The organism is Clostridioides sp. ES-S-0054-01, from assembly GCA_021561035.1.
GTDB lineage: Bacteria > Bacillota > Clostridia > Peptostreptococcales > Peptostreptococcaceae > Clostridioides.
Map to the genome: position 1 here is coordinate 1,435,399 of CP067346.1, position 14,096 is coordinate 1,449,494.

General features: G+C 26.9%; 14 protein-coding genes. All 14 read left to right on the top strand.

Features of this window, described 5'->3' with window-relative positions:
• Positions 1-189 precede the first annotated feature (189 nt).
• The 14 genes from JJC02_06925 to JJC02_06990 all read left to right on the top strand — a co-directional run bounded on the left by JJC02_06925 (position 190) and on the right by JJC02_06990 (position 14,091).
• Positions 190-438, top strand: coding sequence for a hypothetical protein (locus JJC02_06925; GenBank protein ID UDN56391.1), 249 nt, complete (start codon positions 190-192; stop codon positions 436-438).
• 165 nt (positions 439-603) lie between these two features.
• Positions 604-1,995, top strand: a complete 1,392-nt coding sequence (locus JJC02_06930) for a UbiD family decarboxylase (GenBank protein ID UDN55900.1) — start codon at positions 604-606, stop codon at positions 1,993-1,995.
• Positions 1,996-2,118: 123 nt separating this feature from the next.
• Positions 2,119-3,588, top strand: a complete 1,470-nt coding sequence (locus JJC02_06935) for a VanW family protein (protein ID UDN55901.1) — start codon at positions 2,119-2,121, stop codon at positions 3,586-3,588.
• 64 nt (positions 3,589-3,652) lie between these two features.
• Complete coding sequence (locus JJC02_06940) at positions 3,653-4,246, top strand: Fis family transcriptional regulator (protein ID UDN55902.1); 594 nt, start codon at positions 3,653-3,655, stop codon at positions 4,244-4,246.
• Positions 4,247-4,427: 181 nt separating this feature from the next.
• Positions 4,428-5,774 (top strand): tetratricopeptide repeat protein, encoded by a 1,347-nt coding sequence (locus JJC02_06945; GenBank protein ID UDN56392.1) that lies wholly within the window; start codon positions 4,428-4,430, stop codon positions 5,772-5,774.
• 180 nt (positions 5,775-5,954) lie between these two features.
• Positions 5,955-6,326 (top strand): CidA/LrgA family protein, encoded by a 372-nt coding sequence (locus JJC02_06950; protein UDN55903.1) that lies wholly within the window; start codon positions 5,955-5,957, stop codon positions 6,324-6,326.
• Entirely contained in the window at positions 6,319-7,008 is a 690-nt protein-coding gene (locus JJC02_06955; protein ID UDN55904.1) for an LrgB family protein, read from the top strand. Before JJC02_06950 ends, JJC02_06955 begins: the two co-directional genes overlap by 8 nt.
• Positions 7,009-7,527: 519 nt before the next feature.
• Positions 7,528-8,394 (top strand): YitT family protein, encoded by an 867-nt coding sequence (locus JJC02_06960; GenBank protein ID UDN55905.1) that lies wholly within the window; start codon positions 7,528-7,530, stop codon positions 8,392-8,394.
• Between the two features lie 241 nt (positions 8,395-8,635).
• Positions 8,636-9,445, top strand: a complete 810-nt coding sequence (locus JJC02_06965; protein ID UDN55906.1) for a hypothetical protein — start codon at positions 8,636-8,638, stop codon at positions 9,443-9,445.
• A 143-nt stretch (positions 9,446-9,588) separates the two neighbouring features.
• Complete coding sequence (locus tag JJC02_06970; GenBank protein UDN55907.1) at positions 9,589-10,653, top strand: peptidase; 1,065 nt, start codon at positions 9,589-9,591, stop codon at positions 10,651-10,653.
• Between the two features lie 27 nt (positions 10,654-10,680).
• Positions 10,681-11,400 (top strand): polysaccharide deacetylase family protein, encoded by a 720-nt coding sequence (locus JJC02_06975; protein UDN55908.1) that lies wholly within the window; start codon positions 10,681-10,683, stop codon positions 11,398-11,400.
• 22 nt (positions 11,401-11,422) lie between these two features.
• The gene (locus tag JJC02_06980) at positions 11,423-12,007 is read left to right on the top strand and encodes an aminodeoxychorismate/anthranilate synthase component II (protein ID UDN55909.1); all 585 of its coding nucleotides are present in this window, start codon (positions 11,423-11,425) and stop codon (positions 12,005-12,007) included.
• Position 12,008: 1 nt separating this feature from the next.
• Entirely contained in the window at positions 12,009-13,358 is a 1,350-nt protein-coding gene (gene pabB, locus JJC02_06985) for an aminodeoxychorismate synthase component I (GenBank protein ID UDN55910.1), read from the top strand.
• Positions 13,348-14,091, top strand: coding sequence for an aminotransferase class IV family protein (locus tag JJC02_06990; protein ID UDN55911.1), 744 nt, complete (start codon positions 13,348-13,350; stop codon positions 14,089-14,091). The genes pabB and JJC02_06990 overlap by 11 nt, the downstream gene beginning before the upstream one ends.
• Positions 14,092-14,096 lie beyond the last annotated feature (5 nt).

Here is a 14,096-nt window from a genome sequence, read left to right on the forward strand (position 1 = left end):
AATTAAGTAACCCTTATGTCAAAAAAAGATATTTATTAAAAAGATTTAATATTTTCCTAATATAAATGACAATAGTAATTGCTATTTTTTTACTAATTTGGTATAGTAATGGATAAGGGTTAGTGTCAATTTTAGTGATTATACGAGGTGAGTGGATTGAAAAAAATTCTAAGAATTTTAATTATCTCCATGATGATATGTTTTGCAATGACTTTTGCATTAGTATTAATAAATTCAGTTATGGGAGTGCATATAGGATTGGATTATTACTTTTTGATGGGAAGCATACTTACAGTTTGTTTAACAATTGGAATTGTTTTATGCAATGCTAGAAAAATATTTGATAGCAAAACTATACATAAAACAAGAATGAAAAATGTCAGTGCTGATAAAAAACAAAAGAGTCATTCTAGGGATATAAAAAGAAAGATATCATAGTTTATGTAGAGGAAATATTTATGTATAAAATAATGATTGATAGGTAAAATAAAAACACGATTTAAGTTGTGTTTTTATTTTTTTTCAGGAATTATGATATAATAACCAATAAGAAATTTAGTTTACCATAAAATATAAAGATTGCTAAATGGAGAGGGAATTATAATGAATTTTAGAGATTTATTTGAGAAATCTGTAGATTTTATTGATGAAAAAAGAAAATCTATAGTTACAATTTCATTATCAGCACTAGGTGTAATTGTTTTAATGATAATATTTTTCTTAAGTAGTAATGAGTTTAGTGTAGGAAATGAAGCTAATGAGTTGTTAAAAATTATAGAGAAAAGACAATATTCTATAGCTGTTGATTATTATGCAAGTATAGAAAAAAAGTTTTCTGATTCAAAAATGGAAAGGTTTAATAAATCTGTTTCTAAAAAAATAAACAAATTGCTATTAAATAGTGGTGATAAATACTTGGATGGAGATATAAGTCAAGAAAGTTTTATTGGATTAATAAATACAGTGAAAGAGCTAAACAAAATAAGTATAGATGTTGAGGATTTATTAGTTCAAGCTGATAGAGTTAGAGAAATGTATAAAGAAGAAAATACTACTTATGATATTGCCATTAACTATATAAACACTATTTCAATATTGAATGGTATAGGTAGTAACTTAGATGTATACAAACAGAATATAGAAACAATCAAAGAGTCCAGAGATGTTTATGATTCAGCAGTAAAAGACCAAAAAGTATATAAGTATTATGAAGCTATTGAAAAGTATAATAAGGTATTAAAAGAAGATGAAAAGTATTACGATATGGCTCAAAATGGGAAAGAACAATGTATTGAAGAAATGTATGATTACTATATAAGTAGAGCTGAAGAGGCAAATACTTCTGGAGATTATGAAAGAGCATTACAGTATATAGAATATCTAAAAGAAGATTATTCAGATGATGAAAAGGTACAGAGTTTAGAAAAAAAATATAAAAAGAATCTATCATTGTATACTTTAACGTCTGATGACATTATAAATATAATATCCAAAAAAAGTGGGAAAGACAAGGCAAATCTATCTATAAACTCACTTCCACAAATGATAAAAAATAATAAATACTATTATGCTGAAGTATATGAGTATGACAAATTAATAAATGAGGTCTTGGTAAGTGCAAAAACTAAAGATTTATATTCCTATAAAGATGGTAAAAAAGATTACAAAGTAGATTATGGTGATGGATACTTTAGAATATTAGAAGATGGAAGCTATCAATTTGGTATTACAAAAGATAAAGCTAAATTTGTATTAACTAATACTCTTGATGAAAAAGAAAATAAGTATAAAAAGATTGAGATATTAGACATAGAAAAAGCTGACAGATATGTAAAAAGTAAAAAGAGTTTAGAGGAATTATTTGGGAAATATAAAAATATTTATTATTATGCTGTAGTAAACAAAGGTTTTTTTAGAGGTAAAGAGGTTTATGCCATTAATATTTACAATGAAAAAATATATACCATATCAGAAAATGGGTTAAATGAATATTAATTAATTATATTAATAATGTTAAATTATTATGTAATTAAAAAGTTTTTGATTTTTTAAGGCATATTATGTAGTAATATAATAGTAGGTGTATATAAATAATTTTATTGTAAGGAGAAGTATGGGATGATTAGTGTGAACAAAAAGCTAGTTATAGCTATTGGAGCTGTAGCATTAGTAGTAATAATTTTTATAGGCATAATGTTTATGCAATTTAAAGGGGAGAAAATAGCAAAAAACACATATGTTAATGGAGTAAATATTGGAAAATTAACTAAACCACAAGCAAAACAGGAGTTAGCTAAAAAATACAAATTAGAGAATGTTGAGTTTAGTTATAATGGTAAAAGTTGGAAAGTAAAAAGCGAAGATTTAAATTTATCTACTGACTTGGATAAAACAGTAGAAAATGCATATAATTTAAATAGAAAGAGTGGTTTCTTTGAGAATTTATCAAAAACTATTTCAGCAAATTTTGGGAAAAAGAGCAACTTAGTAGTAGTGATAAATTATGATAAAAATAAATTAAAAGCAGAAATGGAAAAAATAGCTAAAGAAATAGATGTAGATGTAAAAGATGCAACTCTTGATATAAGTGGTGAAAAAGTAAAGGTTGTACCAGATTCTGATGGTCTTAAAATGGATGTTTCTAAGAGTATGGAGAATTTTGATAATCAAACTAAAAAAGGTAAGTATAAAAATGAGTTAGTGGTAAAATCTACTCCAGCAAAAGTAAAAAAAGAGCAACTTGCTAATATAGATACAAATTTAGGTAAGTATTCAACAACGTTTAAAACTTCCCAAATAAATAGAAGTATAAACATAAAATTAGCAACAGATAATATAAGTAATATATTACTTATGCCAGGAGAAACTTTCTCATTTAATAAACATACAGGTAAAAGAAGCAAGGAAAATGGATATAAGAGTGCACCTGTAATAATGGAAGGTGAGATGGAAGAAGACTATGGTGGAGGAGTTTGTCAAGTTTCATCTACATTATACAATTCTGTGTTATACGCAGGTCTAGAAATTGTTAATGTAAAAAATCATACAATACCATCAAGCTATGTTCCAAAAGGAAGAGATGCAACTGTTGCAGATAGTGGAATAGATTTCTTATTTAAAAATAATCTAAAGCATCCAATTTACATAAAAAATTACGTTTCAGGGAATCAAATTGTTTGCAACATATATGGAAGTGCAGAAGATAAACAAAACATAACAATATCAACAAAACTAGATGGTGTTTCACAGAATACAATGAAAAGGGTTAATGACCCTACAATGCCTAAAGGTAAAGAAAAAGTAGATAAGAGTGGAAGAAATGCATATTCTGTATCAACATATAGAACATTTAATGATGCAAATGGTAAGAAAATAAAAACTGAAAAAATAGCTAATTCATATTATCCTAAGAAGGAAGGTATTATATTAGTTGGAACTATGGAACCAAAACCAGAGGAAAAACCGAATACAGATGAAAATAAAAATAATCAGAACACAAATAATCAAAATCCGGATAATAAACCAAAACCAGAAACACCACCAACTGATAATAAGCCTAATGAGACACAACCACAACCGCAAGCTTAAAGTTCTCAAGAATAGGATTTATGTAGAGTATTAAAAAATATAAATCTAAATAGGAGGGATTACTTTGAATTTAAATAATATAACGAATTACGTTCAAAGTATTTGCGAGAATATTTCTAATGTGTTGGATGTAGATGTTACCTTAGTTACAAAAGATTTAACTAGGATAGCAGGTACAGGAATATTCAGAGGTAAAATAGGAGAGACAATATCAGAGAAATCTGTATACTCTCTTGTTTTAAAAGATGGAAAATCCTATGTTATAAATAAGGAGATAGAAGAGAACTGTAATAAATGTGCAAATAGAGAAAATTGTAAAGAGTTAGCTGATATATGTACTCCCGTTAAAATGGGAGAGCATATACTTGGAATCTTGGGTATAGCTGCATTTAATGAAGAGCAAAAAGAAAAGATACTTTCAAAAGATAAGGAGTTAACTGCTTTTGTAAGGAGTATGTCTGACTTAATATCTTTTAAATTAGATGAATTGTATAAACAAGAAGTTAAGACTATAGATGACCTTGAAAGGGAAGCTATAGAAAATGCCATAAAAAAATATGGAAGCAACACAGAAGGTATGAAAAAAGTAGCTGAGGCACTAAATATAGGTATAGCCACACTCTATAGAAAAGTAAAAAAATTCAACATTAAAAGTTAATAGTATTGAAAAAGAGGTAGCCTTTTCATAAAAAGAAGAGGATTACCTTTTTTATTATGAGGATAATGGCAAAATATGTATAGTTTTGACTTGACATATTAAATATGTTATCTTAAATATATATTTTAGAGTGGAGGTGAATATTATTTTAGTTAAAGATATAAAACAAGATATAGAAAACATGCCTAGAAAAATTTTAGATATATCTTTGATAGAAGATAATAAAAGTGATTTGACTTTTTTTAATATAGAAGAAGAAGACGGTGACGAAACATTAAAAACATTAAAACAGAGTTATGTGACTACAAATTATAAAGAAGAAACACTATTGAACTTACAAGGAGCTTTAAATTCAAAGTCAGACACAACATCAAAGGAGTTAAAATTAGAATCATATAAAAGATATAATAATGCATTGGATTTAGCATATAAAAATTATATAACTAGTGCTATTAATATGGTCAATAAAGCTTTAGAGATAAATCCTAAAGACATCGATATACTAAATCTTAGAGGGCTTTTGAAGTTATTAAAATGTGATTTTGCTAAAGCCTTTGAGAGTTTTTATACTGCTTTATGTTATGAAAATAATCATATATCTAGAAAATATGTAAATCTAATTTCATCTGAAGATTTTAAAACTTTTTTAGGAAGATACAATCATTCTATAAGATTTATAAATGAAGAATTAAATTATGAGTCAATACATATTCTAGAAAACATAGTTGAAGAAGAACCTGAGCTAATAGAGCCATATGTAATTTTATCTTTGTTGTATGATAAACTAGGCAATATAAAAAAGAGAGAGGGATACTTAGACAAACTTAAAGAGTTAGATAAAGATAATCCAATATTTGAAAAAGGTGAAGAAGAAAAAAAAGATACAAGTAAAAAGGAAGAAGTAAAAAAAGTAAAAAGAAAGAAAAATATTTTACCATACATTATAGTTGGTTGTGTTTTAGTAGGCATGGGTCTATATTTGATTCAAAACAAAAAAAGAATAGAAAATTTAAATAACCAAATAAGTAGTAAAGAGGAAAAGCTAAATGAAACTGATAAAAAGCTAGGAGAAACGAGTAAAAAATTAGAAAAAACGAATGAGGAATTAAATGAGGTTAAAAATAAAGAACCAGAAAGAGAGATAACTATAGCTGATGAGGAAGATTTATATTATCAAGCTCTAGATTTAAAGAAAAATAAAGAATATAAAAAAGCTATAGATAATTTTAAAAGTGTAGTTTCTTCTGGAAAAACTAAAAAATATATTTCTGAATCAATATATCAATTAGCAATAACAAATAAGTTGATAGGAAATAAGGATGAAGCCATAAAATATTACAAAAAGTATATAAATACTTATACTAAACATGACCAGTATTATGATGACTCATATTACGAGTTGGGTATGCTTTATTATGATAATGGTGATTTAAAAAATGCACAACAAATTTTTTATAGTTTAAGAAGTGAAGTTCCCGATAGTATGTATAATAATTCAAAAATAAAAGAAATTTTAAGTGAAAAATAGGTTTATATAGTTAAGTTTTTTGAAACAACCAAATATGTATTTTATTAAATTAAAATAAAAATAAATTTAAAAAGAGATTGTATCAAATTATAACTTTCTATTTCAAGAAAGATATTTGCTTGTTGATAAAACTACAAATATATGATTTGAAGCAATCTCTTTAGTTTTTGGAGGTGGAAAATGAAAGTTTTCAATCAATTAGTAATAATTTTATGTATATGGGTATTAGGAGAGTACATAAGTTCCTTTATGCAGGGAGTCATACTTATTCCTGGGAGTATAGTTGGTATGCTATTATTATTCCTACTACTACAATTTAAAGTTTTAGATTTGAGTAGTATAGAAAATGTAAGTGGATTTTTCCTTGATAATATGGCTATATTTTTTATACCAGCAGGTGTATCACTTATAAAGTCATTAGACCTAATAAAGGAAAATGTATTAGTGCTTTTATTAGTTATATGTTTAAGTACACTAATAGTAATGTATGCTACTGGAATCATAGTAGAAAAGATGATAAAAAAGAAGGAAGAAGGGCAAAAAAATGTATAATGTATTACAGACGCCAGTATTTGGCATAATAGTAACAATAGTATTTTTTAATTTAGGGAGATATATTCAGAGAAAAACAAATAACCCCATATGTAATCCCATGTTAATTGCAATTATTGGAATAATATTATTTTTAAGCATAACCCAAATTCCCTATGAGAATTATAAGATAGGAGCTGATAATATAAATTTCTTTTTAGGTCCTGTTACAGTAGTGCTTGCGGTTCCACTGTACAAGCAATTTGAATTATTTAAAAAGCATATGCTTGAGATTCTTATTGGTATAAGTTGTGGTATATTGACTTCTCTTCTATCTGTGCTGATAATTGGTAAAATAGCTAATTCAGAAATAAGTATAATAAATTCACTTATTCCAAAATCTATAACAACACCAATGGGAATATCTTTGGCAAATTCTTTAAATGGTGTAGAATCAATAACAGTTGTAGCCATAATTTTTACAGGTATTTTTGGTGGTATGGTTGCTTCTACAGTATTCAAACTTGGAAATATAAATCATCCAGTTGCTAAAGGAATTGCTCTTGGAACTTCTGCACATGCTCTAGGAACTACAAAAGCTTTTGAACTTGGGGAAGTAGAAGGGGCTATGAGTGGCGTTTCTATTGGAGTTTCTGGTACAATTACAGTAATACTAATCCCAATTATAATGAATTTTATATAAAAATAAAATTAAAACCAGTATCTTGAATACTTAAAACAAAATAAAATAAAAAAAATTTAAAATAAAAACTGAATGAAAAAAATGCAAATAATGAAATAAAAAAATCATGTACTGAAATTATAAAAACAAAAATTTCATTTAAGAATTAATTATGAACAGATAATTATTAAATTTAGGTTTGCTAAAATAAAATAAATTGCTGTTTAAATGGATATTTAGAAAAAAATACTATAAATTTACTATATTGCAAGTTAAATAATAAGTAGTATCATATTATGCTAGAAAGAGTTTCATTTAAAGCATAAATGAGATGATTTGAACGTTTTTAAAGATTAGAATATAAAATATTGCACTAGACATATATGAAAAAGCTACTATAATAGATGATGTAATAGATGACAGTTCAAGACATTATATACAAAAATTTATTTGAAATATTATCTATTGCATCAGGAATAATATGTGTAAAAGTGAGTTTTTAAAATTCTAAAGATTTAGAAAGATTGAAGGGAGAAAGAAATGAGTGAAGTTAAGAATACCCTACAAAAACATCCAGTTTTAAGATATTCAACGATGTTATTTGGGATGTTGATGACATCTATAGGAATAAATGGGTTCTTAAGACCAGCACATCTACTTAGTGGAGGTGCTACAGGTATAGCAACATCCATCAACTATTTGACAAATATAAATGTGGGTTTATTAACATTTTTAATCAATATTCCAATATTTATCTTAGGGTTTATATACCTTGAAAAAGAGTTTTGTATTTCAAGTTTAGTAAATATGATTGTATTTTCATTATTATTAGGTGCAACTCAAGAAATAAGTAAGATTATACCTATACATGATATATTGCTTCAAAGTGTATATGGTGGTATATTATCTGGTTTGGGTGTTGGGATTGTATTTAGAACTAGGTCTTCCCAAGGTGGTACAGATATAATAGCTGCAATACTAAAAATTAAGAAGAATATAGAACTGAAAGATACTGCTTTAGCAATAAATGGCTTGATAGTACTTACAGGAAGCTTTTTATTTGGATTAGATTTAGCATTGTACACTCTTATAGGTCTATTTTTAAATGCGTATTCAATGAGTTTTATTAAAGATGCAATGAATTATCAAAAATCTGTTATGGTAATGTCAAATGAAGTCGATTTAATAGCAGAAGATATAATGAAGAGTTTAGTTAGGGGTGTAACTTTTTTAGATGCAGAAGGTGCATACACTCATCAAAAAAAGAAGATTATATATACAATAGTATCATCAAATGAGATACCAAAAATAAAAGATATAGCTTTGAAGCATGATAAAAAAGCATTTATATCTGTAAATGATGTTACAGAGGTAAAAGGAAGAGGGTTCAAAGCAAAGGATTTATAGAAAATTTTACAAGCTGGGAGTTTATAATATGAATTCGTATATTATAGCTCTCGGCTTGTTTAAATTTAGTATAAGCAAATAAAGGTTTTATTAATAATTTGTGTATCACTTTAAAAAATATCATTTTAAAATTAAAATTGAAAAAATTACTCAATATGTAGAAAACATGACCACTATTAGGATATAATAAATTTAATAGATTTAGTAAAATATCTAGGAATAACGTTGGAGGAATGGCATTATGAATTTATCTAAAGAATATGTTAATTTGTATGATAATTATTTAAAATATATAAATGAAGTAAACAAAGAGATTAGAAGTATAAAGAACATGAAGAAGCGTGTTTTAAAAAAGGGCTATTTTGCTCCAGAAAATGAAATACTAGAATTAGAAGGAAAAACGATACGTGATATAGATGATGTTGAAACAAAAAAACCAAAAAATAAAATATATAAGTTTTCAAATGGGGATATATATGTAGGAAAATTTCTAGATGGAAAAATGGAAGGTCAAGGGTCATATACTTTTTTTGTTGATGAAGGGACGGCTATGGAGTACATAGGAGAGTTTAAAGAAGATAAAAAAAATGGAAAAGGAAACTTTGTATTTTCAAATGGAAATGAATATATAGGTCATTTTGAAGAAGATATGATGAATGGTGTTGGAAATATGCTCTATAATAGTAAAGATGAGTACATTGGAACTTGGAAAAATGGCAAGAAGGATGGAAAAGGTATTTATAAGTGGAGTGATGGATGTATATATGCAGGCGAATTTAAAGGTGGAAAGATGGAAGGGTATGGTATTTGCTATGATAGTAAGGGTGAAATACTTTATGAAGGAGAATGGAAGAACAATTTGATTCATGGTAAGGGGATTTATATATGGGAAAAAGGTAAAAAATATGTAGGCGAATTTATGCATGGTAAAAAACATGGGCAAGGAACTTTTTATCTAAATAATGAATTGGTTTATGAAGGGACTTGGAAATTCGATAAGCCGTCCATCTTTGACAGAACATTAGATGAAATATTTTCTTTGAGACTGTAGCTTTATCTATTAGTAGATAAAGCTTTTTTCTAATACTTTACTGTAAATAGGTATGAATGATACTGATTAGTATACACTATCAATATTAACGCAATAAATGTAATATTAAAAAATTTTGATTGATTTTAAGAAGGAGGAATATATTGAAGAGATTAATTGCTTTAGTGTTAGTAATACTTATTGTTTTATTTTATAGTCCTGAATTTTTAGAAGAAGGATATGATTTAAAAGAAAAGTTTTTTCAAAGTGAAATATGGAATGAATTTTTAGACAAGATAAATATAAATAATAATTTTAATAAAGATAAAAAAGAAAAAAATCAAAATTTACAATCAAATAATACTGAAGGGGAAAATTTAGGAAAATCAGATATAAAGAACTTTGAAAAAATAAGTTTAGGAGACAATTTAAGTCAAGTTTTATCAAGTATTGGAAAACCCGGTAGAATTGATACTAGTGAATATGGTTTTGATTGGTATGTATATAATCAATATGGAAAAGAATTTGCTATGATTGGGCTTGAAAATAATGAAGTAGTGGGACTTTACAGTAACTCTATGAATTCATGTGAAAATCAAGATATAAAAATAAATCAAGATAGACAGACAGTGAGAACTAAGATTACACCATTAAAGTATAAGAGAAAAGGAAATACCAGATATATAATAAACTCAGAAAATCAATATGATATAATAAGTAAAGAAGGTAAGTATATTACAATTTTCTACGATATTCATGAAGAAAATAGAGTTTGTTCATATTTAATAATTGATAAAAGTACTGAAGATAGGTTTAAAAAATTGTATCCAGATGATAGAGAAGAAATTAAAAAATGTTTTGAACTTGAAGTTATAGACCTTGTAAATAGTGTTAGAAATCAAAGAGGATTAAACTCGCTGAGATACAGTGAACAGGCAACTTTGAGCTCAAGAAAACATAGTGAAGATATGAGAGATAATAATTTTTTTGACCATATAAATAAGAATAATGAAACTCCATTTGATAGAATGAAAAGAGAAGGGATAGTATATACTTCAGCTGGAGAAAACATAGCAGCAGGACAGATTAATGCAATATATGCACATGAAGCTTGGATGAATTCTGAAGGACATAGAAAAAATATTTTGGGGAATTATAATAATATTGGAGTTGGAGTAATATTTGGAGGAAGCTATAAAACATATTACACTCAAAACTTTTATAAATAACTAAAATATTTGAAAGGAAGTTTGAAAATGACATCATGGAAAAAAAAGACAGTATATAAGTGTTTAATAGCAGTAGTTTTGTTTTGCGGAATAATGTTAATATCTAATTTTAGTAAAGTTTCTGCTTTGATGACGGATACCAATGGAAATGTTTTGATTAAACATGGCTCAAGGGAAAAAAAGCTAATAGCAATTACCTTTGATGATGGACCTCATCCTAAAGAAACTAGTCAAGTTTTAGATGTGTTAAAAAAATACAATGTAAAAGCTACCTTTTTTATAGCAGGAAAGCATGCAAAATGGTATAAAGAGCCATTAGTAAGAGCAAGTAAGGAAGGTCACGAGATAGGAAATCATACTTTTAATCATCCTGATATAAGCAACTTAAGTTCTAATCAAATAGAAGAGGAGATTGTTAAGTGTGAAGATATCTTAAAGGAAGTAACTGGAAAAAAACCTACATTATTTAGACCACCATTTGGAAGTTATAGAGAAAAAGACCTAATTGAAATTGCAAAGAAGCATGACTATAAAGTTGTTTTATGGACAGGTGTAGATGTGAAAGATTGGAAAAATCCAGGAGCTAATAGTATTGCAGATAAAATAATTAATAAAGTACAAAATGGAGATATAATACTTTTACATGATTATGCAACTAATGATACAGTTGAAGCTTTAGATATGTTTATCCCAAAAATGATTGAAAAAGGTTTTAAATTCGTAACGGTTTCTGAGTTAATAAAATAATTTTTAGAGGGAGATTTATAGTATGATTCTAATGATAGACAATTATGATTCTTTTGTATATAACCTAGTACAATATATAGAAGAATTAGGGGAAACAGTCGTAGTAAAAAGAAATAATGAAATCAAAATAAGGGACATTGAGGAACTAAATCCAGAGGTAATTGTGTTATCTCCAGGACCATGTTCTCCAAAAGAAGCTGGCATTTGTATAGATATTGTTGAGTTTTTTAAAGGGAAAAAACCTATACTAGGAATTTGTTTGGGTCACCAAACTATTGGTCATGTTTTTGGAGGAGATATTATAAAAGCTCAACAGCCTGTACATGGAAAAGTATACAGTATAAACCATATTAATGAGGGCGTTTTTAGGGGGCTTAAAAATCCTTTAAATGTCACTAGGTATCATTCACTAATAATTGATTCTAATACAGTTCCTAAAGAACTAGAAGTTACAGCAACCACTGATAAAGGAGAAATAATGGGAATTAGACATAAGAAATACTTAATAGAAGGAGTACAGTTCCATCCAGAAGCTATTTTATCAGAGTATGGGCATGAAATGCTGAAAAACTTTATAACAGAAGCTAGAGAAAGGATACATATGTAATATGATAAGAGAGATAAATACTAAACTGAATTCTTTTGAAATATTTACTATTTTTAGAAATGAACATGATAGTTTTATATTAGATAGTGCTATGGATAAAAAAAAATTGGGGAGATATTCTTTTATAAGTAGCCAACCATTCAAGGTATTAAAATATAAGAATACTGATGAAAATCCTTTAGAAGTTTTAAAAGAAGAACTACATAAATATAGAGTTGTAAATGATACTAATCTTCCGTTTGTAGGAGGGGCTGTAGGATATTTATCTTATGATTTAGGTAATTACATAGAAAAATTACCTAGAACTGCTATAGATGATATTGACATGCCTGATATGTATTTTGGATTTTATAATCATGTAATAGTTATAGACCATCTTGTGGAAAAAACTTACATAGCTACTCCAAACATAGATATAAAATTAGAAGAAAAGATAATGGATGATATAGAACAAAAAATATTAAAAGAAGAGAAAAAAGGTATAGATAGCATATGTTATCAAGAAAAAGAAGTAAAACCTATAAGACTTAAATCTAACTTTACAAAAGAAGAATTTAAAAATGCAGTTCAAAGTGTTAGAGAGTACATAAGACAGGGAGATATATACCAAGCTAATTTAACACAAAGGTTCAGTGGAGAAACAGAACTTACCAGTTTTGAATTGTATAGAGACTTGAGAAGATTTAGTCCAGCGCCATTCGGAGCATTTTTAAACTTTGAAGGTACACATATATTATCAAATTCTCCAGAACGATTTATAAGATGTGTCGATAAGAAAATAGAAACTAGACCAATAAAAGGTACTCGTCCAAGAGGTAAAGATAAAGAAGAGGACTTAAAACTTCAACAAGAACTTAAAAGTAGTGAAAAAGACAGAGCTGAACTACTTATGATAGTAGATTTAGAAAGAAATGATATTGGCAGAATATCTAAAACTGGAAGTGTAAAAGTTCCAGAACTATTTGTAATTGAACCATATGCAAATGTAAATCACTTAGTTTCAACAGTTGTAGGTGAGCTAAAAGATGATAAAGATGCTACTGATGTAATAAAAGCAACTTTTCCAGGGGGGTCTATAACAGGAGCACCTAAGATTAGAGCAATGGAAATTATAGATGAGCTGGAGCCAACGCAAAGAAATGTATATACTGGTTCAATAGGTTATATAGGTTTTAATGGTGATATGGATTTTAATATAGCGATTAGAACAATAATTAAAAATGATAAAAAAGTTTATTTTCAAGTTGGAGGAGGAATGACTTGGGATTCTGACCCAGATGAAGAATATCAAGAGACACTTGATAAAGCAAAATCTATAATGAAGGCTTTGAGGGGATATTATGAAGAATAATGTAGGTTTTGATAGTAGTTTAAGTAGATTTGGAATTGGTTTGTTTGAAACTATTAAAGTTAAAAATGGCATACCAATAGATTTAAATATCCATATAGAAAGAATGCTAAGTTCAATAAAATGTTTAGATTTAGATATAAACTATAAAAAAGATTTCTTAATAAATGAAATTATTACATATATAAAAAAAGAAAATGTTGTTGATAAAGCACTTAGAATTACCGTTTTTGATGAAGGTTATAATATATCCATTAGGGATATTCCATATAATCAAGATACATATGAGAAGGGATTTAGATTGACTATATCGCCAATAGTTAGGGGGAATAGTTTAATTCATAGACATAAGACTACTAATTATTTTGAAAATATATATACCAAAAATGTCGCAAATAAGGGTGGTTATAATGATGGTATATTTTTAAATTCAGAAGGTGTAATATTAGAATGTTCTATGAGCAATATATTTTTCATAAAAGAAGAAAGAGTGTATACTCCTAGTGGTAAATTGCCAATATTAAATGGAATAATAAAAAAAAGGATTATAGAGATTTGTGACGAATTAGATATAGAGTTGGTAGAAAATGAAATTAATATATCAGAAATTAGTAGTTTTGATTTTGTTTTTGTCACAAATAGTCTTATGGGCATTATGAAAGTTACAGAAATTGACAAAATAAAATTTAATAAAGAAAATGCTGTTTTTAATAATATATTAGAATTATTAGAATAAATTAA

Bases quoted from the DNA above. Each gene is read 5' to 3' on its own strand.
- JJC02_06925 (UDN56391.1), top strand. From the start codon at position 190: ATGATGATATGTTTTGCAATGACTTTTGCATTAGTATTAATAAATTCA.
- JJC02_06930 (UDN55900.1), top strand. From the start codon at position 604: ATGAATTTTAGAGATTTATTTGAGAAATCTGTAGATTTTATTGATGAA.
- JJC02_06935 (UDN55901.1), top strand. From the start codon at position 2,119: ATGATTAGTGTGAACAAAAAGCTAGTTATAGCTATTGGAGCTGTAGCA.
- JJC02_06945 (UDN56392.1), top strand. From the start codon at position 4,428: ATGCCTAGAAAAATTTTAGATATATCTTTGATAGAAGATAATAAAAGT.
- JJC02_06950 (UDN55903.1), top strand. From the start codon at position 5,955: ATGAAAGTTTTCAATCAATTAGTAATAATTTTATGTATATGGGTATTA.
- JJC02_06955 (UDN55904.1), top strand. From the start codon at position 6,319: ATGTATAATGTATTACAGACGCCAGTATTTGGCATAATAGTAACAATA.
- JJC02_06960 (UDN55905.1), top strand. From the start codon at position 7,528: ATGAGTGAAGTTAAGAATACCCTACAAAAACATCCAGTTTTAAGATAT.
- JJC02_06965 (UDN55906.1), top strand. From the start codon at position 8,636: ATGAATTTATCTAAAGAATATGTTAATTTGTATGATAATTATTTAAAA.
- JJC02_06975 (UDN55908.1), top strand. From the start codon at position 10,681: ATGACATCATGGAAAAAAAAGACAGTATATAAGTGTTTAATAGCAGTA.
- JJC02_06980 (UDN55909.1), top strand. From the start codon at position 11,423: ATGATTCTAATGATAGACAATTATGATTCTTTTGTATATAACCTAGTA.
- pabB (UDN55910.1), top strand. From the start codon at position 12,009: ATGATAAGAGAGATAAATACTAAACTGAATTCTTTTGAAATATTTACT.
- JJC02_06990 (UDN55911.1), top strand. From the start codon at position 13,348: ATGAAGAATAATGTAGGTTTTGATAGTAGTTTAAGTAGATTTGGAATT.